The following is a 25,011-nucleotide window of genomic DNA, read 5'->3' on the forward strand; positions in this document are numbered from 1 at the left end:
TCCCGGCATGAGCGATTCATTTTCTGCCCCTTTGGCTGCCCGTCTTGAAGCGGCCCTCTCCGCCCTCCCTGCCCGCTTTCCCGGTCCCGGCGGGGCCGTGGCCGTTCTGAAGGACGGAGAGGTTCTGGTCCGGCATGGCTGGGGCTATGCGAATGTGGAACGCCGCATTCCGTTCACGCCGTCCACACTGTTCCGCATGTGCTCCATCACCAAGCAGTTCACCTGCGCGACGCTGCTGGACCTGTATGATGATCCGTCCGAACTGGACGCGGATGTGGATGCGCGTCTGCCGCAACTTGATGAGCCCTCACCGGGAATGCTGCATCTGGCGCATAATCAGTCTGGTCTGCGGGATTACTGGGCGGTGGCGATGCTGCATGGCGCACCCATCGAAGGATATTTCGGCGACCGGGAGGCACGACGCGTCATTGACGGGACGCGGACGCTCCAGTTCCAGCCGGGCACGTCCTATTCCTACGTGAACCAGAATTTCCGGCTGATTTCCGATATTCTTCAGGATCGAACGGGGCGCAGCTTTGCCGAACTGCTCCAAACGTCGATTTTCAATCCTGTGGGCATGGAACGCGCAATCCTTGCGGCCGAAACACGCGCCATGCCGGATGGAACGGTGGGCTACGAAGGAACCGTGGAGAGTGGATTCCGCCCAGCCGTCAACAACATCTGGTGGACGGGCGATGCCGGACTCGGCGCTTCGCTGGATGACATGATCGCCTGGGAGCGCTTCATCGATGCCACCCGCGAGGCCCCGGGCAGTCTTTACCGGCGCCTGACTATGCCGGTGACATTCAGCAACGGGCAGCCTGCGCCTTACGGGTTCGGGCTGCAACGGACGACGATGTTCGGCCGGGATGTCACGATGCATGGGGGCGCCCTGCGGGGCTGGCGGTCCCATCGGCTGCATGTCGCGTCCGAGCGTCTGTCTGTCGTGGTGATGTTCAATCACATGAGCGCGGCGCAGGTTGCCTCGGCGCAGATCCTGGCTGCGGCTCTGGGTGTGCCCTACGAGCCCGAGCGGAGCACGCAGCAGCCGACAGCACTGTATGGCACCTATCTGGAACGGGAGACGGGGCTCTCGGCCCGAATCGAACCCGCACCCGGTGGGGCGAAGTTGCGCTATCTGATGGTGCCGGAGCTTCTGGAAGGCATTTCAGCCACGCGGGCCGAGGCGGGAGCGGTCGTTGTGAAAACACAAGAGACTGCGGATAGCCCGGAAGCCGTGATGGAACGTCCGGGCGAGAACCGCACCGGCATCCTCGCCCGCTGTGATGAAACGACCGGCGAGGACATTGCCGAACTGGCCGGAGTCTATCGCTGCGAAGAGCTGGACGAGGCCGAAGTGACCATCGAACTGGCTGGTGGCGTGGTTTATGGCGGTTTCTCGGGAATACTGGGAGATGGTCGGATGGAAATGCTCCAGCGTCTGGCAAAGGATGTCTGGGTTCTGCCATGCCCCCGGGCGCTGGATCATACGGCACCCGGAGACTGGACACTGGCATTCGAGCGTCAGGGCAGCAGCGTAACGGCGGTGCGTGTCGGGTGCTGGCTGGCGCGGGATCTGATGTATCAGCGGGTCTGATCTGCCGGGTTAACCGAGACATTCTGTTGCGTCGGGATTTGACGGAACCCCTTTCTGCGCTTCACTATGGGGCCGTGGAACTTGAAGCCCTGCTCCGGGCAACCAGAGCAGGGTTTTGCGATTCCGCACAAACCGTTTCGTTTTCAACCAGATATTCAGAGATCCATCATGATCCCCGCGCTGATGCCGAATTACAAACGTGCCGACCTTGCTTTCGAGCAGGGCGAAGGCGTCTGGCTGACGGCGACGAACGGGCGACGATATCTGGATTTCGGGGCCGGCATTGCCGTGACCTCACTGGGACATGCCCATCCGAAGCTGGTGAAGACCATTGCGGATCAGGCCGCGAAGGTCATGCATGTCTCGAACCTGTACCGGATCCCCCAGGCCGAGAAGCTGGCGGAACTGCTGGTGCAGAACACATTTGCGGACTCGGTGCTGTTCTGCAACTCGGGTGCGGAAGCCAATGAAGGCATGGTCAAGATGATCCGCCGCGCCCAGTTCGAGAACGGGCATCCGGAACGGACCAACATCCTGTGCTTCAACGGTGCGTTCCATGGCCGGACACTCGCCATGATCTCCGCGACGGGCAATCCCGCCTACCTCAAGGGCTTTGGCCCGGTGGTGGAAGGATTCGACCATGCGCCGTTCAACAACACCAACACTCTGCGTGACGCCATCACGCCGCACACGGCGGGTATCGTCGTCGAACCTGTTCAGGGTGAGAGCGGCATCAAGCCGGCGACCCGTGAATTCATGGAAGGGCTCCGCGCCGTCTGTAACGAATTCGGGCTGTATCTGGGCTTTGATGAGGTCCAGACCGGTGTTGGCCGGACGGGCAAGCTGTTTGCGCATGAATGGTATGGCGTCCGTCCGGACGTGATTTCCGTGGCCAAGGGGATCGGTGGCGGCTTCCCCCTCGGCGCCGTTCTTGCGACGGAAGAGCTGGCGCGGCATCTGACCCCGGGCTCACACGGGACGACCTTTGGCGGCAATCCGCTGGCCTGCGCAGCGGGTGTGACCGTTCTGGAAGAAATCCTGAGCCCCGGTTTTCTGGAGCATGTCCGGAGCGTCGGCGACGCGTTCGGGAAGATGCTGGAAGATGTGGTCAGCCGTTCGGAAGGTGTTTTCGACAATGTCCGCGGGATTGGGCTGATGCGGGGGCTGCATTGCGTGCCGCCTGTCGCAGACGTCATGCAGGCCGTGCTGAATCAGGAGCTTCTGACGGTCAGCGCCGGGGACAACGTGCTGCGCCTCGTCCCGCCGCTGGTCGTGACGGAAGCCGAATGCCGCGAAGCCTGCGAAAGGCTCGTGAAGGCGGCTCACTCCCTGAAAGCCCCTGCAACGCAGGAGAACGCATCGTGAGCACCACAGCAGCAACCCTCACTCCGAGACATTTCCTGGATCTGCGGGATTTCAGCCCCGAGGTCATCCGGCAGATCATCGACCTTTCGGCGAAGGTCAAGGCTCTGCAGAACGGGCGCCGGCAGCCCCTCCATCCCGATCGCCCGCTGGAAGGCCGCAGTCTTGGCCTGATCCTGGCCCAGCCTTCGACCCGCACCCGTGTGTCGTTCGAGGTGGGGATGGGACAGCTTGGCGGGTCCGTTTCCGTGCTCTCGCCGGGCGACATGCAGCTTGGCCGGGGCGAGACCGTGGCGGACACAGCCCGTGTCCTGTCGCGTTTTCTGGACGTGATCGTGCTGCGGACCGGCAATGACGCCAATCTGCGCGAACTGGCAAAATGGAGTTCGGTGCCGGTCATCAACGGCCTGACGCCTGTTTCCCATCCGATCCAGATCCTGGCGGATGTCCTGACATTCGAGGAACATCGCGGACCGATCCGCGGCAAAACGCTGGCCTGGATCGGGGATGGCAACAACGTCGCCACTTCCCTGATGGAAGGCGCGGCCCTTCTCGGCTTCAATGTCCGTCTGGCAACGCCGGAAGGCTTTGCTCCCAACCCCGATGCTGTAGCGTGGGCACGGGCTCATGGCGCGACAATCGAGATTTTCCAGGACCCTGCAGAAGCTGTGGCCGGGGTGGATGCAGTACTGACGGATACCTGGGTCAGCATGGGAGACAAGGACCGTGAAACGCGCCTCAAGGTGTTCCAGCCCTATCAGGTCGATACGGCACTGATGGCAAAAGCTGCGCCCAATGCCCTGTTCCTTCACTGCCTGCCTGCCCATATCGGAGAGGAAGTGGCGTCCGAGGTCTTTGAAGGCCCGGCGTCCGTCGTCTTTGATGAGGCGGAAAACCGCCTTCACACGCAGAAGGGCCTGCTGCTCTGGGCCCTGGGGAAAGAAAACGGCTGATGGATACACCCCCCTTTCTTGATACGAACCGGCCTGAAGTTCCGAACATGGTCGTTTCGGGCGGTGTCATGCCGTTCTATCTGGAACGTTCGCCAGTCCGGGGCCGTCTGGTGCGGCTCGGACCACTGGCGGATGCCATCCTGTCCCGTCACGACAATCCCGATGCCGTTTCCCGGCTTGGCGGCGAGGCTCTGGCACTCGTAGCCGCCATGGTTTCAGCTCTGAAGTTCAAAGGTGCCTTTTCCCTTCAGGTCAAGGGCGATGGGCCGGTTTCCATGCTGGTAGCGGATGCAACGGATAGCGGAGACCTGCGGTTTTTCGCGCGCCTGCGTGAAGATACCGATCGCGATGCGCTGCCCGGAACCGCCAAGGAGCTTCTGGGCGACGGCTACATGGCCTTCACCATCGACCAGGGGCCGGACATGGACCGGCACCAGGGCATCGTGGACCTGACGGGCACGACGCTCGCCGATATGGCGATGAACTATTTCCAGACCAGCGAGCAGCATGACTGCTGGATCCGGCTGTTCTGTGCGAAATCGCCTGACGGCTGGAAGGCCGGTGCACTGGTTCTGGAACGGATTGCGGCCGAAGGCGGGATCGAGACCACCGAACAGGACGAAGATGCGTGGGAAACCGCCTGCACGCTGGCCGAGACGGTGACGGAGCAGGAAGTCCTTGATCCGGACCTGTCGAACGAGCGGCTGATCCATCGGCTTTTTGGTACGCTGGATGTCCGTCTGGGCACTCCGCGCGCACTGGCCTATGGCTGCCGATGCAACCGGGCAAGGCTCGCATCCGTTCTGGAAACATTCCCCGATGACGACCTCGACCACATGGTCGAAAATGGCGCCATTACGATGAACTGTGAATTCTGCAACGTGGGTTTCCGATTCACGCGCGACGAACTTGGAGCACGCTCTGCATGACTCTGCCACTGCTTGATGACGTGAAGCTCGATGGCTTTCCGGTCGAGCAGCTTTATCCCGGCTGGGCGCCCCTCAGCCGGGCGCCGGTCGCGGATGATTTCAGCGTTGTGGTGTTTACTGAAGCGAGCACCAGCCGGCAGGCCTGCTGGTGGCTTGAAGGCGAAAATTATCGTGCCAGCCATGTTCTGGCGCTGGATCCCTCCTTGCGGAAACGCCTTCTGACCGCCATGGATCCGGTGTTCTGGCCGCTGGCATCAGGAGTGCTGGGCTCTCCCCTGCCCGACCAGACCGGACCATCCTCCTGCGACAGCCTGCCCGAAATTGCCATGAACGAGCTTGCCGGTTCCTGGCTTGAAGGATACGCACCGCATACGCTCCTTCTGCCATCAGGCCATGCAGATAGCGGCGAGGCACTGCCATGTCCGAACGGCCGCAAAATCGGCGCAAACCGGATAACGGCTCTGCTGGCTGCCCAGCGCGGAAACGGCCCGCTGATCGTTTCTTCGCCCTTCACGGCGCTCCCCCTGCTGGCACAGATCACGTTCCAGACGGGGCCTCTGAGTGTCAGCCGTTTTCAGGAAGCCGATACGGTTTTTTACCTGATCTGGAACGACGCTCTTCCGGCCCTTCGCCCCTCTTTCTACTATCCCGATGCCCCGCTGCTCATCAGTGATGATCCGGGCGGCGCGATGATCCCGGGGATGATCCTGAGCTGGTATGCGCGCCATCCCGAACATGCAGCGCTGATCCGTGAGGCACGCCCCTTCAGGGCCGAGGATTTCGGAGTTGGGCAGGCGTCCGGCCTGCACCCGAAACCAGTGGACGAAAATTCGCCGCCCTCGCTGGCCACGCCAGCTCCTTCGCCGCTCCCAGTGGAACAACCGGCTTCCGCTGCCCCCCCGCAAGCGTCTAGACAGGGGCTGAAAAGTCGACTCAAGTCCCTTTTCGGTCGTCTGTAGCGCCTTTAGGAGACAGGATATGCGCGTACGTTACTGGGCTGGTCTGAGTGCTCTGGTGTTGTCCCTTGGCGTGGCGGCATGCTCCGATGGAGATGCGGACCAGACCTTTCCTCCGCTTGATTACAGCTATCTGTCCCAGATCCATCTAAACGTAGCGTCGATTGACGTGCAGGATGAAGCTCCCGCTGCGCCGGACTCGCTATCGGCAAAGGCCCCTGTTGCGCCGGACCAGGCGCTGAAGGCCATGGCAAACCAGCGTCTGGTAGCCAGCGGAACCTCCGGCAAAGCCGACTTCATCATCAAGCAGGCCTATCTGAACCGGGCAGGCGATAACGTGGTAACCGGCGCCATGGACGTACAGCTCAACGTCGCGGATGCCGGTAACCAGCATACCGGTTTCGTCCATGCGCGCATCACCCACAAGCTGGATGCGGGAGACCGGGATCCGACCTCGCGCAAGGAACTCTATACCCTTACCAGCCAGATGATGCAGGACATGAACGTGGAACTGGAATTCCAGATCCGCAAGAAGCTCCTTTCCTGGATGACCGATGCCGCCGGAACTCCGCTCGTCAATGGCGGTATCCAGCAGCAGACACTTGGAGCACCTGGAACAGAACCAGTGCCCGCCCCGACAACGCCGGCACTTTCTACAGAGACTCCCCCGGAATCAGCCACGGCCGAAAAAGCCGCAGCACCCGCTGCTGCCGCGCCGAGCGCACCGGACGCCATTTTCCCCACAGGATCCGACACCGAGGCTGCAACGACAGCCACCCAGCACTCGCCGCAGCCCGGAATACTGAAGCTTCCCTCAACAGACAGCACTGAAACGCACTGATTTACGCCTCTCGTCATGTTGTGATGAGCACATGTCTGGTGAACTGCGCCTGCCTTCGTTAGGGAGAGGGCATCCATTTTGTAAAATGACCGTTTCCATATTTTCTGTCATTTCTGGTTCTACTGTCCGGAGAAACCTGTGCCCCCCATGGAACCGACACTGAACCGTCCACTCCGCCGCAGTTTCGTGAAGGGGCTTCTTGGGACCACATCATTCTGGATGGCTTCGGGAAACGCCTCATGGACGGCAGCGCTGGCAGCTGAGGCAGCCCATCCCTATCAGCCCATCTTTTTCGATGCGATGGAATACCGGTTTGTAGAGGCAGCCAGCGAGCGCCTCTTTCCTGCTGACAATAACGGGCCGGGTGCAAAAGCGCTGGGGGTGGCGGAATTCATCGACCGTCAGATGCAGACCCCTTATGCCCGGGGGGAAAACTGGTACATGTCCGGCCCCTTCCAGCAGGGGCCGGCCAATCTGGGGTATCAGCTCCCTTTTGTCCCGCGCGACCTGTATCGCAAGGGCATCGCAGGCGTTGAGCACTACACCCGACAACATTACGGCAAAGGCTTTGCAGACCTCCCGCCGGCGCAGCAGGATGAAATCCTGACGGCGCTGGAAGGAGGATCGGTCCAGCTAGGCGAAGTCCCGGGACGCGTCTTTTTTGAGCAGCTCCGGACCAATACACTTGAAGGCGCCTTCGCCGATCCGCTTTACGGCGGCAACCGGGGGCTTGGCGGCTGGATCATGCTGGGTTTCCCTGGCGCCAGGGCGGATTTCATGGATTGGGTCAATCAGGAAGGCGCTCCCTATCCCCTCGCGCCGGTCTCCATTTCAGGGGAGACCGCTTAAGATGGGCAGGACACATGTCGATGCAGTCATCGTTGGCGCTGGCTGGGCCGGTTCGATCATGGCCAAGGAACTGACCGAAGCCGGACTGTCGGTCATCATGCTGGAACGTGGCCCGGAGCGGATGACACCTGTCGAAGGCGCCTATCCGGAATCGATTGATGAACTGCGCGGCGCCGTGCGCAAGCGCCTTTTCCAGAACCTGTCCCAGTCCACGGTGACAATCCGCAATACGATGGATCAGACGGCACTGCCTTACCGTCAGCTCGCAGCCTTTCTGCCCGGAGAAGGCGTGGGCGGCGCAGGACTGCACTGGTCGGGAGTGCATTTTCGCGTTGCCCCCGAAGATCTGAGACTGCGGAGTTCCGTGATCGAACGCTACGGTGAGAAATTCATTCCCGAAGGCATGAACCTTCAGGATTATGGCGTCACCTACGCAGAACTCGAACCATTTTTCGACAAGGCTGAAAAGGTCTTTGGCACGTCCGGGGAAGCGTACAAAGTTCAGGGAAAAATTGTCGGAAACGGAAATGTTTTTTCTCCGGATCGTTCCGATAATTTTCCACTCCAAGCCATGAAGGATACCTTTTCAGCATCGATCTTCCGCGATGCTGCGAAAAATGCGGGATATCATCCCTACGCCCTGCCGGCTGCCAACGCATCACGACAATACACCAATATCTATGGCTGTCAGATGGGGCCATGCAATTTCTGCGGCTATTGCAGCGGCTATGACTGCTATCTGTATTCCAAGGCCTCGCCCAACGTGAATATCCTGCCCGCATTGCGGCAGGACCCAGGATTTACCCTTATCCCGAATGCCCATGTCCTTCGGGTCGATCTCGACAGCACGAAAACAAAAGCAACCGGCGTGACCTATCTGGATACGGAAACCCGGGAAGAAACCTCGCTTTCTGCCGATCTGGTAATTCTGGGGGCGTTCCAGTTCAACAATGTTCATCTGATGCTGGTGTCCGGAATTGGAAAACCTTACGATCCGGTCAGCAATACCGGGACGGTCGGGCGCAATTTCGTCTACCAGACCATTACATCCTCGCGCGTCTGGCTCCCCTCCTCGACCTACACCAACCAGTTCGTCGGGGCCGGCGGGGCCGGTGTCGCCATTGATGATTTCAACAGCATGAATTTCGACCACGGGCCGCTTGGTTTTGTGGGAGGATCGCCTGTCTGGGTCAATCAGGCGGGCGTGAAACCGATTGCCGCCGCTATAGGCGCCGGCGGAGGGGGAACACCACGATGGGGCTCGGCCTACAAGAACGCCCTGATCAATACCTACAAGCATTCGCTGGGTATTGATGCCCATGGAAGCAATATGGCGTATCGGGATGTCTATCTGGATCTCGATCCGACATGGAAAGATGTTTACGGGCAGCCACTGCTTCGCATGACCTTCACGTGGAAGGACAATGATATCCGCATGAACCAGTATGTCGTCAGCAGGATCGAACCCATCGCCCGCGCGATGGGAGCGACAAAGATGAATCTGGTTCATCTCAATGCCGGGCAGCCCTTTGACACCCGCAATTATCAGACCACCCATCTGGGAGGCGGCGCCATCATGGGAGACAATCCCCAGACAAGTGCGCTCAACCGCTATCTCCAGAGTTGGGATGTGTCCAATGTCTTTGTCATCGGATCAAACGCGTTCCCACAGGGAATGGGCTATAATCCAACGGGAATGGTGGCCGCTCTGGCCTACTGGGCCGCACATCACATCCGGACGACCTACCTGAAGTCCCCTGGCCCCTTGGTGAAAGCATGAAGTGGCCTCTGTTCATCGCGTGCTTTCTGGGGATGGGTCTCACAGCAGAAGCGGCAGCGCAGGACTCTGACAAAGCCATTGTAGAAAAGGGACGCTATCTGGCCGCAGCGTCCGACTGCGGTGCCTGTCATTCCGTTCATGGCCAACCGGAGTATTCCGGAGGTGTATCATTTTCCCTGCCAATGGGAAAAATCTATTCCACCAACATTACTCCAGATCCCGATCACGGGATCGGCCGCTATACGGAAGCCCAGTTCGGACAGGCATTGCGACAAGGCATCCGCCGGGATGGTGCGACACTTTATCCCGCCATGCCCTTTCTGTCCTACGCCCGACTGACAGACAGCGATATCCATGCTCTTTTTGTCTATTTCAGGGACGGCGTTAAAGCTGTGCCGGTTTCAGCGCCCAAGAACCAAATCCCCTGGCCTCTGTCCATTCGCTGGCCTCTGACATTCTGGCGCTGGGCCTTTGCTCCCACGCCCCATAAGGCCATCGCCAGCACGGCAGGAGAGTTCACCGATCCACTCCTTGCACGAGGCGCCTATCTCGTGGAAGGGCCGGCTCATTGTGGCGCCTGCCATTCCCCGCGCGCCATCACAATGCAAGAAAAAGCCCTGACTGCGCATGACGGCAGCCTTTATCTGGCTGGTGGGGCGCCAGTAGATGGCTGGACGCCACCATCACTCCGCCAGGAAAACCGAACCGGACTGGGCCGCTGGAGTGAGGAGGACATTGTTTCATTCCTCAGGACTGGCCGCTCGAACACCGGCAGCGTTTTCGGCTCCATGACCTCCGCCGTTCTGCACGGCACACAGAAACTGACCGACAGCGACCTGCACGCCATCGCACATTATCTAAAAAGTCTGCCACCCGCCGACCAGACACAAACCCCATGGACGTATGATCCCACGATCACCGACCAGCTTCACAAAGCAGATCTCTCCTCACGCGGCGCCCGCATCTATGTCGATCGGTGCGCAGCCTGTCACCGGACTGATGGAAAAGGCTATCCAGCCGTCTTTCCAGCCCTGGCTGGCAATCCTGTCATGATGCAGAGCGATGCGATGTCTCTCGTTCATATCGTCCAGAATGGCGCGAGCCTTCCTGCCATGACAGCCGCGCCCTCCTCCATCACCATGCCCGCTTTCAGCCACAAGCTGACCGATCAGCAGATTGCCGATGTAGTGACATTCATCCGCCATGCCTGGGGCAACAACGCTGCTCCCGTTTCGGCAGAAGACGTCAGACAGTTCAGCAAAACCATGCCCCCACCAGATATGGCAGATGATGCGGTCTCACTGAACTGAATGCCGTCTCAGGGCAGGAAGCGATAAAGCACACAGCCCTGAAACCCGGTACCACCACTGGAAGACACGCCCTCAGCCGTTGCCGAGTAAGAACCGCCACCACCTGCGCCGTACCGCGTTGCAAGGCGCCCCCCCTGGTTGCCACAACGCCCGGCACCTCCCCAGGGACCATCCCCACCATATCCGGAGAATGTATAGGCGTTGCACTGCCCGTCCCCACCAGAGGTTCCGCTCTGGTTCCAGATCGTGCCGCCAGAAGCATTGCCGCCCACACCGCCCGCAGATCCGGTCGTGGAATAAAATGTTCCGCCCTGTCCACCTTCGGCCTGCAGTAGCGTCTGCCCGTTGTAACTCACCAGGGAAGTCCCGCCCGTCTGCTCGGACCCACCGCCACTTCCGACGGTAATCGCCAGACCATTCCCCTGCGTGGGGCTGACGGCATAGATACCCCAGGCATCTCCCCCACCGCCGCCACCGGCACCAGAAAACGCACCGGCAGTCGTCATCGACTGAGAAGCAGCCCCACCACCGCCACCGCCAATAACGCGCAGTTCCACCCGGGATGCCCATGCCGGAACAGGCACCGAGCCATTCACGGTCACCAGCGTCATGGGTTCCGTGCAGGCCTTGAGGAGAGCCTGCGTCGCCAGTTCCGGGATGGTCGGCCAGAAAACCTGTCCCGGCTGAACCGTCACACCTGACAGACTGGTCACCCCCTGTGGAACCGCAATCGTGTAAAGCGCCACGACACATCCGCCGGTGGGAGTAGAAGGCGGATTGGCAGCGGCGACCAGAGAAAAAACACCCGCCCGTCGCACCGGCAGCGCGCCACCGTCATTCTGGATTCCTGCCTGCGTCTGCAACGGATTGCTGGCATTGAAAAACGGTAGCACGGTGGGATCGGCATCCTGCTCGGAGCAGACTGCATAAACGGTATAGGTGTTGCCGCTCCCCGGAAGCGTAACGGTCTGCGATGTCGTGCTGATATACTGGCATGTGAGAGCCGTTGTATCCGCCGCAAGACCCCCGCCATTGCCGCCCAGACTGGTGGCATCCATGACGCCCGGCGCCAGGATCGAACCCGCCTCGACCGTCAGGCTCAGATCGCTGGAGGATGCAGAATATCCCAGTCCGGACGCGGCCATGACATTCGCACCGTACAGCATGGACGCCAGGTTTCCGAAAGCGGCCTTGGTATATCGCCCGGCCCGCAGAAGATCCGTGTCGAGCGGGATGGATCCCGCATAAACGATTGCCCGGTCCATTAATTTTCCACCTTGATCCAGCCGATAACGCCCATGGCCGCCGTCTGATCGACGGCACGGCAGACTGTCGCCAGATCTGCGGCCTTTCCCAGCTGTGTTTCTACAAAGAACTGACCACCCTGAAGGCTGCCGTAACGCAGGGCCGCCGCACCATAACCGTACCCCCCGCCCATGGCAGGCGCCGTTGCGCAGCCAAGGGCATGGCAGTCAGAAGCATTCAGGGTTTCAATGATGACCGGCTGCACACCGGTCGCCGCAACAATCGCATTCGTCACGGCTTGACGTGTGTTGCGTTCGGCAAACAGCGAAGCACTGATGCGCTTGCGATAGACGGCATCCGTTTCGGAAGCCTGGCGGACCAGACCGCTTTCACCGAAATAATCGTCCGCAGCCATGTCCAGAAACGCACCGCTCATCGTCCCAAGGCGCATCTGCGGGGAACACTCCAGCATCAGTTGCCAGATACCAGCCAGGACAGCACCGACCCCGCGCAGAAGAGCCGCCAGTACTGGTGCGGCCTCCTCATCCAGCCCCTGCGGTTCTGAAGGAAACCACCCCTTGGGCAAAAGACGCCGGAGCCGGCCTGCGAAATCATCTATCGAACCGGGAGCCGGTCCCGTATCGAAAAGGATGCTTCCATCCGGTGCCCGGAGAATATCCCGGCCTTCGTCATAGAGAATACCCATCCGGTCATCCCCCAGCCTGGCTGGGGCTCATCAGCGGAATACGATAATCAGCACCATTGACGTTGATATGGAGAAAACCGCCATCTGCCACAGTCGGCATCGTACCTCCGGCTCCAGTGACCGGTGACGTGATCTGAAGCTCTCCCCCGCTTGCGGGAAAAAGTCCCAGATTTCCGGAGCCTCCCGTCCCTTCCTGCACATACAGACCCGCTGCCTGCGTCCCTGCTCCCGCCTGAACCTGAAGCGCATTGGTCGGGCTGGCCATGCCGGCAATCGAGAAGAGTGTTTCACCCTCGATATTGCCAAACAGGATTCCGTCATTGGTAAATTCCTGCCGCGTGCCACTGGTGCGTTCCGTTACCGTGGAACGAACAAATGCTCCCACATTGGCACCTGCCACACCGGAAACGGTCTCGGGCGTATGCCATTCGACAGCATGATTCCGCGCCAGAGAAACAGCTGACGCATATCCGGAATCCTTTCCATCTGTTCCCGTCAGGGACTGGGCACCGAAAACAATACCCGTCTGCCAGGAGTTCGGATTGGAAACGAATACTATTCCTGCCGCAGCATCGGACGTCCCCGACGTCTGGCCGCCACCCGCGCCAAGCTGAATTCCATACACGCCACCACCAACATTTGGCGCATAAGGCGTGGACTGCCCCACCGCAAGGCCACCGAAATTGACAGCCTCAAGTTCCATCCCGAATGTCGGCTGGTAATCCACCCCTGCCATCCGCCACGCTTCACCATAATAGGCATAGGCGGTCGTGGTGGTAGGATTGGACGTGTCATCCGAAATTCCCCAGGACGCCACTCCGATGGAACTCGGCTGAAACCCCAGAACCGAAGAACCACTCACCGCATCCGACGTCCGCGACCCCGCGACGAACGCACTGTTGCCGAACTGCGCAACCGACGCGCACTGAGCATCCTGCAATGCCCAGGGACCAATGGACGTCGCCGCCATGGTCTCCGACAGCCAGTCATTTTCCGAAGAACTGGCCCGGTCACTCAGAGCGGGATTTTCCGCCGCAACACCGACCAGAAGCCGGTCCGCAAAACGTTTTACCTGCGCACCCTTGTCGGCATAGAACTGACCACTGGCCGAAACGGTGACAGGAGCTTCAGTTACCTGCGCCACAGTCGCCGTCACTGTCCGTATTCCGCTGGCATCCGCCAGAACAAGGACCTCTTCTCCCGTCAGGGATTCGAGTTTCGGATATGTATTAAATACCGCCATGAAAATTCCTCATCCCTGCCGATGGATCCAGATTCCGGATCCTCAGCCCTGGGTGACATTGATCTGAATGCTTCCAACCACGAGCGCCTGATTGCCGTTGGCAGGAATATCAGCCTGCCCTCCATTGAGACGGACATTCAGAACCGACGTCACGGAGATCCCCGCCCCCGCATAGGCCAGGTAGGAGAGACGGCTGTACGGATATCCGGCCCCCACGGTCATCGCGGCAATATCTTTCGACATGACAGACTGAATGGCGCTTTCTGCCTCCTGAACCGAAACGGAAGACGGCACCACAACATCCATGGAAACATCCACCGTCAGAACCTGTGGGGCCTGCACACCAAACCCGACCCCAAGGGCCCGAACAGAATCAATGACTTCATAGACATTCGACAGCAGCTGATCCGAAGGCACCCCACTTCCGTCATTGACCACAGCCGTAAAGTATCCGCTCCGCGCAACACCCGCCGCATCGAGACCATCCCGGAGCGAATAACTCAGATCCGTCTGGACATTGGCAATGGCATTCCCCACTGCGGCCCGACTGGCAGACGCCTTTGCCGCCAGCCAGAGCGGAAAACGCGCCCTCAACTGACTATCCGTCTCTTGGTCGGAGCCATTCAGGAAAGGCGCCGTATTCGTCACGGTATCCAACCCCGAGACCGCCGTTCCCATCAGGCAGATCGCACCGACCGAGACATTTCCGGCCGCTCCCGCCTCTTGGCATGAAACAGGCACCGACAGCGTCGTCACACCTGCCGCCCGCACATATCCGCCAGCAGATGCGGACCATGTCGGCAAGGACTGATCCTGCGTCACGACAAAGGATATTCCTCCCACAGTGCGCACAATCACTCCGGGCGGAACAACAGCCGACTGCTCGCTGGCCATAAAGGACGTAAACGTCACAAGCCCTGTCGCCGGCGTTCCCGGCAGACGGGTCATGCCAAAATCATTGACGAAACTGTCACAGTCCGCCCCCGTCGACGTCGCAAGACGGGTCCGCAACAGCGACTGCAATACCAGATACTGCAACCACAATCCCACACCGCCGACACCTTCCATAAGCGCCCGCACAGGCGATCCGATGGAAACGTCCAGCAGTTGGGAACATGAGGCCTGCGCCGTTGTCACTGCAGCCGAAACAGTCGTGGAAAAGGAACGTAAGGAGAGAGACATCGCATCCTCTTGGAGCGGTTCAATACTGTGCCGCTCTCATCATTTCAGTAGGAAAAAGACAGGCTCTGCTGCTGACCGGATGCTGCATCGACATAAAACACGTCGCATCTGCAGACACCCCCGCCCTCATCCGTCACAGTCACTGTCACGGCCTGCGATGAATCCACCCCGGCATCTGCCTGAACCTGCGCCCGGATGACAGATTCCATCGCTTCCGGTGCAATGACCTGACCGACCATGAGTGGCAGCCCCACCCCATAATCCAGCTGCCAGATATAATCCCCGGGAACAGTCAGCAAACGCCTCAACAGACTCTGCCTCGTCAGCTCCGTGCCAGAGACCGTCTGAAGCGTGCCGGAGTTCAGAACCAAATCGTTCCCGAAAACATGTGAAAGAGCGATCATCCAAGCGGTCCTTCCGTTTTCTGGCTTCCCAGCAGATGGACATGCTCATTCAGCGAATGCTGATCCGTACGCACATCCCCCCCCGAAACCGTTAACCCGGCAGATGTCAGGGTCATGTTTGTCCCACCGACAGAAAAACTGATGCCACCGTCCTTCAGAACAATCCGTGCATTTCCCGCACCCGCCGCCACACCAGCAGACCCGACATGCAGCCAGCCCGCTTCCGAAGACGTCGCCCCGGAAGCGTCTGACGAGGATACTGGCGGACGACCACACCCCCCTTTGACAAGCAGTTCTCCAGGCTGCGCAACGGCTCCGGTCAGGGGAGACACAGGCGCCATCACCACCGTGTCAAACACACCCCCCGTCACAACAAGATGCTCTCCGTCCCCCTCAACAGGCTGAAGAACAACATGCGTTCCAGGAGAAGACGGACACGCAATCCGCAGATCTCCCGCATGCACCCCGCCAGCATCCGGAATCCAGCCCGTTTCCACATTTTCAGGCTGGATCCGGACCTTTACGGCATGATTGACAGGATCGACGGCTGAGACGATTCCAAACATCGTATGCGCCGTCCTGCCTTGAAGGGCAGCGGCATCAAAACGGGCATCACTCATGTCCCACCTCCGCGATCCCTCAGAACAACCTGCTGCACAAATCCCTGCTCCACGGAAAACCGGGAGATCACCTGATCAATCCCCAGCGTCTTTTCTCCATTTCCCGTTACGACAGTCATGTAGTTTCTTGGCGCAATACCCGGCACACCCGGGATCCTGATCCGCACAGACAACGCATGCGCCGCAATACGTGCATGCTTGCCACGCGCCAGCCTTTGCAACTCGTCCAGCCGCCGTCCGGGAACACGAAAGGTATGGATACTGGCGTTTCCGGAAGGGGCGTCCTGAGAGAATGAAACGCCATCATAATAAATCTGCGTCGTACTTCTCTGACGAGAATCCCACGATGCCATGTGCACAACCACACCAGACAGAAGCTGCAGATCCCGCGCAACACTGGTTTCAAGAACCGCGTTCCGCATGTCTGTAACCTGCACACCCGTATCGGACGAGGAACCCAGTGGCTGGCAGACAAGAGATGTTCCACTAGCGTAAAGGTCGCAAAAGGAATCCCGGGCAATCGTGAACGCAAGATCCGCCGCCGTCTGAAAACGATGCTGCCCCATGAGAGCACCGCGCTTATGCTCGATCTGCCAGAACTGACCCGCCATAAGCGTAGCCTGATCAGAGGGGAGCGCAATCGCCGCATCCAGCCCCGCAGCCTGCGCCATGATTTCCAGCAATTCCTGCTGGGTATGGTTGAGCCACGCATCCTGAATCCGCAGATCCATCAGAGCCGCCAGCGCATCCCGGCATTCCATTTCCAGAACAGCATGCTCGGCCGCATATTCAATATGGTCGATCCGGCCCTCAAACAGCGTAGTCCACGAAGACAAAACGCTCTGCGTATCCCGCATCTGGAGGATCACCCACTTCCGGGCGGGTTGCTCCGTCTCAAACCACAAAGCCTGCTGCGCCTGATCCCTGACGGCAAAACGCAGCGATGCGACATCACAGGCTTCATAGCGGTTCGCATCAATCTCGAACTGCAGAAGCGCCAGAACCGGATCAACCTGCCCATCAAAAAGAACCTGGACTTCCAGGTTTCTGACGCTCATTCCAAAACCCCGTCAGGCAAACCCGATACCAGATCACTCTCGACTGCCGGCACCTTGAGCACGACAGTTTCGAAAATCCATCCCAGATCCGGATCCGTCATCCCGTTGACCTGCGCAATCCTCCACCATTGAGAAGCATTCCCCAGCTCACGCGCGGCCACATGAAACAACGAAATATCCGCAGCGCTGACAATAATATCCTGCATCATGTCCTCATGCGAAAACGGACGGCAGAGACGTCGATTGCCCCTGCGCCACAGCAACATTCGCCGCAGAGCGATTCACCAGACTGCCCGCATCGGCCGCAGCGCTCAAAAGCGCCGCGTTCTGTCCCAAAGCGTTCAGTGAAACACTGTTGACCGGCTGAATGGCTTCAACATTCTGCCCGGCTCCGGTCAGAATGGACTGCAACCCACTCCCCGCATTTTCCAGCCCCCCGGCAACAGAGGTCAGCGCGGAAGGCACCGTAGCGAGATTCATACCACTCTGCGCCTCGCCGTTGACCGTCCCCAGAGCATCCGTCACCTTCGAGGCAAAACCCCCGGCACCGACAAGCGTCGCCAGCGGCATGACCTGCCCGACAACCGAAGACACCTGTCCCACCGCCGTAAAGACCCCTTCGGAAACATCCGAAACCACACTGGAAAAACTGTCGAGAGCATTCCCGACATCATCTCCCAGCACTCCGGACAAAGTACCGGAAGTCTGTACAGCCGTCGTTTCCTGTGGTCGCTCAAGAATCAGCGTATAGGAACAGACAGCGCCTTTTGCCTGGTAAACGTAATGAAACTGGGCAATCCAGACTTGAACGGAAAGCCCCGCAGCCGAAAAAGCAACCTGCTGCCCGGCCATCCGCATGCGTTCCACCGCCTGCGCCCGCATCTGCGCATCCGGACCAAGAAAGCGCCCTTTCAGCTCCAGTCGCCCGGGATCGTTGCCGAGCGCATCAACAACACGCCCCCCCCCCGGAAGACGATGCACAACCAGCATCTGCCGACCGCCAACCTGAAGCGTATCGGGAACTTCAATTCCCGTCAGAACCAGATTTCCCAGTATGACAGGAGATGATGATCCCAGCCGCCCCACGGCACCAATGGCATTTTCGATGTCGGAAAGACCAATACCCATCGGGGAACATCTCCTCTGTCAGAAAAATCCGATACTTCGACCCGGATACTGAGGTTGCATGATTTCATCCACGCCCCCGCCAGAACGTCGCGCCGCCAGACGGGACCTGCGATTGCCGAACGAGAAATCATCACACCTCATTTCGTGATGCGCCTCACCATTCACAGTGTTCCTATCGTGATAATTCCGGAGCGCTGGAAAGGCTGGAAGCGCATCATGTCCTCGTCCAGCTCCTTCAGATGATGGCGCGTGCACAGTCTGTTTCCGCACTGGCGGAATGCAGGCCGAACCTTCATCCGCCAGTACTGCCCGGCGAACGACAGGAGACACACCCGCCGCACCATGCCTGATGCGCCTGACAGGCAATGCGCGCTCAATCATTCCCCCCCGACCCGGGAATGCCACCGCTCGCCCGACATCAGCAGCAGCCAGTTTCCGTGCCCCCACAGTCCGCCCCGATTTTGCATCCAATCGCTCCCACCGTTTCGGAAAAGCAGTCATCTCGTGCAAAGCCGCACGTATTCCCGCTTTTTCTGCAACAACGGAAAAAGGCTTCAAAGGAAGACATGGTCGCAGGATCCGCACCACCCGCTGTTTTTCCCGCACGGGAAACAACACCGAATGAAATACTCCACCCGATTTACAAACAGGCGCAATCTCCTGGATGCCCTCTCTTCTTCGAAAGCCGCCACCCCGCAGCATCCTTCCGGAAACCAGAGGCTCCCTGATGCACGACGGCACGATCCCAGCCTGTTTTTTCAACCGTGGCACAGCCGCAACCGGAAACGACCGATGCACCCACGCCAACCCTCTGGAAGAAGCTGCAAAAAACGTCCTGACCGAGAGAAGAGACCGCCAGATGTGCTCCCGCATCATATCTCTCCCCGATAACCCATCATATCCCAGTCAAAACAGTGCCCTTCCCGCTCTCCGGTAATGACACACGCGGCCAGACGCCGCGCTCTCGACCATCCTCGCAAAACATCCCACGGCACGCCGTGATCCAGCAGATAAAGCATCTCCTGGAACCCGGAGTGCCGGCTCAGTTTTTTGCGACGTCCCGAAGATCCTCATCCGCATCACGCTCGAAAAGCGGCGTCAGCGCAGCAATTCCGGCCTTGCCGATCCGACGGGCCAGATCGCGTATTTCATCCTTGGTCTGCGGCATCTGAACCGGCACACCATCAATGGCCGTCACCGAACAGATCATTTCCGCATAACCGAGCCATGCGGATGCCGACGCGCCATTGATCGCACTGCCAGCCGCCTCGATCAGATCCAGCATATCTGCCGGATCAATCTCGCGCAGCGTCAGACGGCGGTTGTCGGACAGAACAACTTCCTGCGGAAAATCACTCACGAAATCTTCGTCCTCGTAGAAGCAAAAAACTGAACCGTCTGATGGATCATGTGATCCGCCTGCCAGGGGTCACTCTTCATCTGCATGGAAACATTGCTGAATTCCCAGGTACTGGTCGTGCCATCCGGTTCGGTGACGTACTGATAGATCGTCCCGCTGCCGACCGTCCCTGCATTCCAGTATGCGGCTTCGACAGCAGCCACCAGATTATCCAGTGCCGCATTGGCGCGGGCAATCTGGAATGCCCCCCGCCAGCCATTGGGAACATTGAACTCCAGCGGCACCCCGTTCAGCGGATTTGCGCGCAGGGCCTGCGTTTCCTGGGCCGCACTGAAAGACGTGACATCCCTCAGATCGACGCGCTGACCATTCCACAGAACGGTAATCCGGCAATCCCGGCCAATGCTGTATGGATTTGCCATTTAGCCGACACTCCCCGATGCAGAGGACACGGTGACAGACGCACCACCCTGCAGATTGACGATGAATTTCTCGTTGATGCCCTGGTAGCGAACCGCCACATCCGCCTGCACATAGCCCAGCGCCGTGCGGGACTGCGGGTTATTGCTCGAATCACAGACCACACTGTAAGGCAGCTCACCATTCTGAACGCCCAGGATCCCCTGCGACAGCAGCGACGACAGAAAACCCAGAAGCGTCGAACGGATATCGCTGAACAGCGTGTCGTTGATCACCTCACCGACATAAGCGCCCATGCCACCCGCAAGCGAAGACGCAATATAGTTCGTCAGGCGCGTATAATTGTCGCCATTCATGGTGCTCTTGCTGGACGAATTATGCCCACAGCGCACCGCCCAGTAAGTGCCACCCGGCGCCGGATTGCAGATCACATCAATCCCGGCCGTAAACAGCACTGACAGTTCAGCCGTGGAATAGGTCGCACTGCTGCCCGTCAGACCCGCCTTCTGGCTCCCCACGATCCCCGACAGCGCCTTGTTCAGACTGGACTGCTCCGGCGAAAGAGCGGCCAGCCTGCCCCCTGCAAATGCCTGCGGGCTGACCAGCATCATGCCGTTGGTATCATCATTCCACCACAGCCAGTCACCGAACATCAGCTTGACCGACGCCGCATCCAGCCCACTCGCAGCCTTGACTGCAATCGCATTCGTCACCGTATCGGAAGCCAGCCCGACAGCGATCATATAGACCCCTTCGGACGTCCCGAAAGCCGCCTGCGCCGTATAGGACGTGCTGTCCGTGACACCATGCAGCAGCGCCACCGCACAGCCCTGCCCGCGCAGCGCATACATACCGGTCCGCACCGTACTGTCCTGCCCGATGAACTGAGCCGTCGTCGGCACACCACCATCCGTACCGCCCGAAAGCGTCACACTCGCTGCTGCCACAGCCGGAACCGTCTCCGGAAGCACAACCTTCACCAGCGCATTCAGATCCTGCGCCACTGCCGCTGCAATGGCAGACCAGTCCGCCCCCGCATAGGTCGCCGCCCCCAGATCCGCATGCGTGACCGCAAGCGCATATCCAGAACCCGTAGCCGTCACGGCCGCCACGATACCATTACCCACGCTACCCGTATGAACAGCCTGGATCGTCACGCCATCCAGCGTGCCGGATGCCGCCACATCCGTCCCGTCCGTCACCCGGACGACAACAAAAGACGATGCTTCCTGCATCACGGCGATATTGACCGCCAGACCTGCATCTGTCGTTTTGTTCTGCTTGGCGCCGAACGCCGCGACATAGTCGCTCATGCCCCCGATCGGCAGTGGCATCCCCACAGGACCCCAGCCCGCAGTGCCCACAATGCCCAACTGCGAAGACGATGCTCCCGCCAGGGCCAGCGTCTGCGGCTGGGCGATCTGCACATAAAGATTTGGCACGGTCAGTGCCGTGGTATTCAGCGTTCCCGCCTGATAGACCAGAGACATCCCCGGATCGCTCTCCAAAATGCAGAAAGCGGGCGCTTCCGACAGAAGCCACCCGCTTTCCTGATGAAATTTCAGCGCTTTGATTCAGCTTCTGCGTCAGGCAGCAGCGACCACTGTCCCGAACTGATCAACCCCCAGCCCCGGATAGGCCGTAGCAGCAGCTTGTGCCGCCACCACCGCCTGCATGGCGTCCAGAGCCGCCGTTACCGTCTGGTTCGCTCCCCCGGGAGCCAGCTCCCCGAAAGACATCGCTGCCCCGCCCTCTCCAGAGAGGTTCCCGATGCCGCACAGCATTTCGGAAGCCCACTGCACCTGAAGGGTGTCAAAAACCAGCTCATAGAAATAATCCCGCCGATACAGCGCCTCGTTCTGCATCGTGTCGACATCGTCCACGCTCTGGAACCGGAGCTGAGCCTCCCGCCCATCCAAAGTGCTGATCCAGCTCTGCTCCGCCAGCGCCGTATCCAGAACGGACGCCAGCGTCTCCCGCGCCGTCGCATCCGCAGTCCAGATCGAAACCCGATAAAGCTGCGCCTGCCGCCGCGTCACCCGAACCGACTGCCCATACCCACCAGCATGACCGTTCAGAACCCGACCCGGCACACGGACCGTCACCCCGCTCGCCACACCATCCGTCAACGCCGCCGCCAGAGCCGCCGCAACCGTCGCTGGCGTATCCTGCGCCGTCACCGCATAAGCCGCAGAAGGCGCACCTCCATGCGGCATGTCATCCAGCCAGACCGCCACCACACCCGCAGGCGTGAATGTCCCGGAAAAGACGATTTCAACCGTCCCATCCGCAACGACAACCCCAACCGTAGACTCAACCTTCTGCTGCACCCGCCAGGGCCGCCCCAGAGGTTCCGCCCATTCCGGCATTTTCCGGGGCGCCATGGTGACCGTGACGAAATCGATGTTGTTGCGGATATTCTGCGCCGCAAAAAGATCGCTCGGCAACAGCCACCCCCGCCGCAGCACCACCTGCCGTCCCGTCACCGAAGCTCCCGAAAGACCCTCCGGATAAAGGACCTGCGCACAGTTATAGGCCAACGCCAGCCCGACCCTGGAGGCATCCGTCATTCTTATCCTCCCTCAGACCTGCTGAAGCGACATGGTACACCGGATCCCGAACCCGGAAGTTTCCACCGCATTAACCGTATAAGTTGTGCCCAGATCAGTCGTGACCGTCATATAAGGCGTCAGCACCACCCCGGGCAGAAGCGGAAGATACATCACGGACTGTCCCGGACGCGTCGCGCCCGGAATCCCACTGCCCGAAGACTCCCCTTTCGCCCGCATGATAACGGCCGCCGGACAATCCGAGACCAGCGTCTCCACCGTTCCCGTAACCCCGCTGACTGTCACGGTCCGGCTGCACACCACACATAAAGGCGGCCGCAGAGGCTCCACGGACGCGACAAAATAGGTCCGCCCGTTTGCTACAAGAATATCGGCAACCTGCGTATCATCCCGCCGATCCGTCAGGACATATTCCGTCGGAATCCCCCACCCGATCGGCCGTGCAAACGAAAAGCCGGCATCGACGTCAAAAGCCAGCATAGGCTGCGCATAAAGGGTTTCCATCGGCGACAGACCGCCCGAAGGACGATATTGTTCCCCCAAAGCCCCCAGAACGGCCGCCGCCTTCGCATACCCTCTGGAGAGCCTGGCCGCGATCATTGCCTGCTGCACACAGCCCTCCTCAAACCACGATCGCCCGGCCGTCCTGCAATTCCAGACCACCCGTCACGCCCAGAAACGCACACAGACGCCGCCGCCACAGCGTGAACAGCATCACCCGGTCCTGCACTTCCCGGCCATTGTGGTACCAGCCCGCAGCCCGCGCCGTATCCAGATTGTCTGACGCCGCCGTAATCGCGTTTTCCAGCGGATAAAGCTGCGACAGATAAAGCCGGATCTGCTGAAGCTCAGCCCCGGACAGACAGTTCATCCGCCATTCCAGTGCCCCTTCCACCTGAAAGAAACGCCAGGATTCCTGATTACCTTCCCGCGCCCCGATCGCGGGATAACCACAGAACCGACGGATATCCATTTTCTCTCCTTCCGAGAGAATATCCGTCGATAAACCAACCGTTCCGGACATGTCATTCTCCCCGCAAGAGAGGCCCCCGCCCTACAGACAGGGGCCGGAAAACCTCAGAACGTCAGACCAAGCGCATCCGTGCCAAGGCTCTCGATCACGACACCACGCTTGAGATAGCTGTTCGTGGCTGTCGGAATAACGGTCATGTCGGCCGTCACGTCCGTCGGCAGCGCAAAACCGCCAATCCAGTACCAGGACTGCGCAATGATCTGGCGCAAACGATCCAGCGGCTCACGCGTGACCATCGCCACACTGTCCACCATCTCGATCAGCGCACGCTCGGAATCCGGAATATCGGAATGACCCGTCAGCGCGCAGTCACCCTCAATCAGCGCACCCTGCCCCAGCAGCAGCGCACGATGAATGGAACCGGAACCCAGAGACGCCTGCTGCGGCGCTTCCGTCGTCGGGATGAACCGCACACCCAGAAGCTCTATCACCTGACCGGAACGATACTCTTCCGAACCATAAGCACCACGGTACAGATGCTTGAAATCCGGATCGCGAAACAGCGAAAGAAGCTGCAGATCATCCAGGTAACAGTGATATGCACCATTGATCATCGGCACGTTGTTACGCCGCAGCGTCGCCACACCGGCCAGAACCTGTTGGATGCCCAGCGTATCCGCCAGACCACTCGAGCTTGCCGTCTGCAGTGCCGCCGTTGTCAGACGCCCGTTCGGACGGATCACCAGCGGCGCCGTGGAGGCCACAACCGCCTGACCTTCCGTCCCATCCGCAACCGATACGGACGCCGAGAACGTCATCTGACCCGAAACACCGCCCGGCGCTGTGGACACATTCGTCGCATCCGCCGTCACACTGACAAGGGTGTAAACATCCCCGCCCACCGTCACGGTCATACCATTGGTCGCGCTGATCGGCGTCACCTGACCATTCACGATCACGGACTGGAAACCGCGAATATCGTCCACAGCAATGGTGTCGCCAGCACTGCCCAGCGTTGCCGTCACACGCGTATTGCCGCCCAGATAGCCACCCACACCATTCTGCGCACCTCCAAACAGCGTATTGCGTGCCAGACGGTCCAGAGACTGCATGGCCTGCACACCATTGGTGTTGGCATTGGCCAGGAACTGCGACGCAATCCCCACGCCACTCGTGACCATGTTCAGGTCGATCGTATCGCCATACTGGTTGATGGACAGCGTATACTGCTCGATCGACCAGCCGGAGGGGCTCAGACCATTATCGAAATTCGTATTGCCCGTCGGGTTCAGCGGCGTCGTCACCGGAGCCTTGAGGCTTTTGCGGGTTTTCGTCAGCGTCTCACCGATGGCATTCGGGAACACTTCACGATCGGCAACCTGCCGGAAACCCAGTCGGGATTTCAGACCATTCTCGAATTCGCGGGCCAGAAAACCCTGCTGAATGGCGGCCTGAAGCTGAACAGGAAAATTATCAATGCTCATGTGTTTTTTCCGTAAATGTGTTTTCTGAACCCGGCCTGCCA

26 protein-coding genes are annotated in these 25,011 nt (G+C 59.7%); 9 read left to right on the plus strand and 17 right to left on the minus strand.

From position 1 onward, the window contains the following. Positions 1–7 precede the first annotated feature (7 nt). The 9 genes from HKD31_RS10375 to HKD31_RS10415 all read left to right on the plus strand — a co-directional run bounded on the left by HKD31_RS10375 (position 8) and on the right by HKD31_RS10415 (position 10,577). On the plus strand, positions 8–1,597 hold the full coding sequence (locus HKD31_RS10375) for a D-aminopeptidase (RefSeq protein ID WP_194264990.1): 1,590 nt from the start codon (positions 8–10) through the stop codon (positions 1,595–1,597). Positions 1,598–1,765: 168 nt separating this feature from the next. Beyond that, complete coding sequence (locus tag HKD31_RS10380; protein WP_194264991.1) at positions 1,766–2,962, plus strand: aspartate aminotransferase family protein; 1,197 nt, start codon at positions 1,766–1,768, stop codon at positions 2,960–2,962. Then, positions 2,884–3,912, plus strand: coding sequence for an ornithine carbamoyltransferase (gene argF, locus HKD31_RS10385; RefSeq protein WP_228120513.1), 1,029 nt, complete (start codon positions 2,884–2,886; stop codon positions 3,910–3,912). The genes HKD31_RS10380 and argF overlap by 79 nt, the downstream gene beginning before the upstream one ends. Next, on the plus strand, positions 3,912–4,841 hold the full coding sequence (gene hslO, locus HKD31_RS10390; RefSeq protein ID WP_194264992.1) for an Hsp33 family molecular chaperone HslO: 930 nt from the start codon (positions 3,912–3,914) through the stop codon (positions 4,839–4,841). Before argF ends, hslO begins: the two co-directional genes overlap by 1 nt. Continuing rightward, positions 4,838–5,800 (plus strand): hypothetical protein, encoded by a 963-nt coding sequence (locus HKD31_RS10395; protein ID WP_194264993.1) that lies wholly within the window; start codon positions 4,838–4,840, stop codon positions 5,798–5,800. Before hslO ends, HKD31_RS10395 begins: the two co-directional genes overlap by 4 nt. A gap of 19 nt (positions 5,801–5,819) precedes the next feature. Then, entirely contained in the window at positions 5,820–6,638 is an 819-nt protein-coding gene (locus tag HKD31_RS10400; RefSeq protein WP_194264994.1) for a hypothetical protein, read from the plus strand. Between the two features lie 138 nt (positions 6,639–6,776). Further along, positions 6,777–7,487, plus strand: a complete 711-nt coding sequence (locus HKD31_RS10405; protein ID WP_194264995.1) for a gluconate 2-dehydrogenase subunit 3 family protein — start codon at positions 6,777–6,779, stop codon at positions 7,485–7,487. A gap of 1 nt (position 7,488) precedes the next feature. Further along, positions 7,489–9,267 carry a GMC family oxidoreductase gene (locus HKD31_RS10410; protein ID WP_194264996.1) on the plus strand — a complete coding sequence of 593 codons (1,779 nt, stop codon included), beginning with the start codon at positions 7,489–7,491 and terminating at the stop codon, positions 9,265–9,267. Beyond that, complete coding sequence (locus HKD31_RS10415; RefSeq protein WP_194264997.1) at positions 9,264–10,577, plus strand: cytochrome c; 1,314 nt, start codon at positions 9,264–9,266, stop codon at positions 10,575–10,577. Before HKD31_RS10410 ends, HKD31_RS10415 begins: the two co-directional genes overlap by 4 nt. An 8-nt stretch (positions 10,578–10,585) precedes the next feature. On the opposite strand, the gene HKD31_RS10420 is transcribed toward HKD31_RS10415, so the two are convergent. From HKD31_RS10420 to HKD31_RS10500, 17 genes are all read right to left on the minus strand, one after another. Then, on the minus strand, positions 10,586–11,842 hold the full coding sequence (locus HKD31_RS10420) for a glycine-rich domain-containing protein (protein ID WP_194264998.1): 1,257 nt from the start codon (positions 11,840–11,842) through the stop codon (positions 10,586–10,588). Continuing rightward, positions 11,842–12,528 (minus strand): hypothetical protein, encoded by a 687-nt coding sequence (locus HKD31_RS10425; protein WP_194264999.1) that lies wholly within the window; start codon positions 12,526–12,528, stop codon positions 11,842–11,844. The genes HKD31_RS10420 and HKD31_RS10425 overlap by 1 nt, the downstream gene beginning before the upstream one ends. Positions 12,529–12,532: 4 nt before the next feature. Further along, positions 12,533–13,771: a hypothetical protein gene (locus HKD31_RS10430; protein WP_194265000.1), complete on the minus strand. Its 1,239-nt coding sequence runs from the start codon at positions 13,769–13,771 to the stop codon at positions 12,533–12,535. Positions 13,772–13,813: 42 nt separating this feature from the next. Next, positions 13,814–14,953: a baseplate J/gp47 family protein gene (locus tag HKD31_RS10435; RefSeq protein ID WP_194265001.1), complete on the minus strand. Its 1,140-nt coding sequence runs from the start codon at positions 14,951–14,953 to the stop codon at positions 13,814–13,816. Between the two features lie 44 nt (positions 14,954–14,997). After that, positions 14,998–15,357 (minus strand): hypothetical protein, encoded by a 360-nt coding sequence (locus HKD31_RS10440; RefSeq protein ID WP_062496276.1) that lies wholly within the window; start codon positions 15,355–15,357, stop codon positions 14,998–15,000. Continuing rightward, positions 15,354–15,977, minus strand: coding sequence for a baseplate assembly protein (locus HKD31_RS10445; protein ID WP_194265002.1), 624 nt, complete (start codon positions 15,975–15,977; stop codon positions 15,354–15,356). Before HKD31_RS10445 ends, HKD31_RS10440 begins: the two co-directional genes overlap by 4 nt. Then, the gene (locus tag HKD31_RS10450) at positions 15,974–17,035 is read right to left on the minus strand and encodes a hypothetical protein (protein ID WP_194265003.1); all 1,062 of its coding nucleotides are present in this window, start codon (positions 17,033–17,035) and stop codon (positions 15,974–15,976) included. The genes HKD31_RS10445 and HKD31_RS10450 overlap by 4 nt, the downstream gene beginning before the upstream one ends. Beyond that, positions 17,032–17,244, minus strand: a complete 213-nt coding sequence (locus tag HKD31_RS10455; RefSeq protein ID WP_228120517.1) for a hypothetical protein — start codon at positions 17,242–17,244, stop codon at positions 17,032–17,034. The genes HKD31_RS10450 and HKD31_RS10455 overlap by 4 nt, the downstream gene beginning before the upstream one ends. 4 nt (positions 17,245–17,248) lie before the next feature. Next, positions 17,249–18,163 carry a hypothetical protein gene (locus HKD31_RS10460; RefSeq protein WP_194265004.1) on the minus strand — a complete coding sequence of 305 codons (915 nt, stop codon included), beginning with the start codon at positions 18,161–18,163 and terminating at the stop codon, positions 17,249–17,251. 161 nt (positions 18,164–18,324) lie between these two features. Beyond that, a complete protein-coding gene (locus HKD31_RS10465; protein ID WP_194265005.1) occupies positions 18,325–18,540 on the minus strand; it encodes a hypothetical protein in 216 nt (71 codons plus the stop codon). Positions 18,541–19,205: 665 nt separating this feature from the next. Beyond that, on the minus strand, positions 19,206–19,523 hold the full coding sequence (locus HKD31_RS10470; RefSeq protein ID WP_194265006.1) for a hypothetical protein: 318 nt from the start codon (positions 19,521–19,523) through the stop codon (positions 19,206–19,208). Next, positions 19,520–19,945 carry a hypothetical protein gene (locus tag HKD31_RS10475; RefSeq protein WP_194265007.1) on the minus strand — a complete coding sequence of 142 codons (426 nt, stop codon included), beginning with the start codon at positions 19,943–19,945 and terminating at the stop codon, positions 19,520–19,522. The genes HKD31_RS10470 and HKD31_RS10475 overlap by 4 nt, the downstream gene beginning before the upstream one ends. Further along, entirely contained in the window at positions 19,946–21,433 is a 1,488-nt protein-coding gene (locus HKD31_RS10480) for a phage tail sheath protein (protein WP_194265008.1), read from the minus strand. Positions 21,434–21,529: 96 nt separating this feature from the next. Continuing rightward, positions 21,530–22,513, minus strand: a complete 984-nt coding sequence (locus HKD31_RS10485; protein ID WP_194265009.1) for a hypothetical protein — start codon at positions 22,511–22,513, stop codon at positions 21,530–21,532. 12 nt (positions 22,514–22,525) lie between these two features. Then, entirely contained in the window at positions 22,526–23,125 is a 600-nt protein-coding gene (locus HKD31_RS10490; RefSeq protein WP_194265010.1) for a hypothetical protein, read from the minus strand. A gap of 10 nt (positions 23,126–23,135) precedes the next feature. Further along, positions 23,136–23,537 (minus strand): hypothetical protein, encoded by a 402-nt coding sequence (locus tag HKD31_RS10495; RefSeq protein ID WP_194265011.1) that lies wholly within the window; start codon positions 23,535–23,537, stop codon positions 23,136–23,138. Between the two features lie 53 nt (positions 23,538–23,590). Next, positions 23,591–24,970, minus strand: a complete 1,380-nt coding sequence (locus HKD31_RS10500; RefSeq protein WP_194265012.1) for a DUF4043 domain-containing protein — start codon at positions 24,968–24,970, stop codon at positions 23,591–23,593. Positions 24,971–25,011 lie beyond the last annotated feature (41 nt).

Origin of the sequence: Gluconobacter potus, from assembly GCF_015244705.1 — a bacterium.
Classification (GTDB): domain Bacteria; phylum Pseudomonadota; class Alphaproteobacteria; order Acetobacterales; family Acetobacteraceae; genus Gluconobacter; species Gluconobacter potus.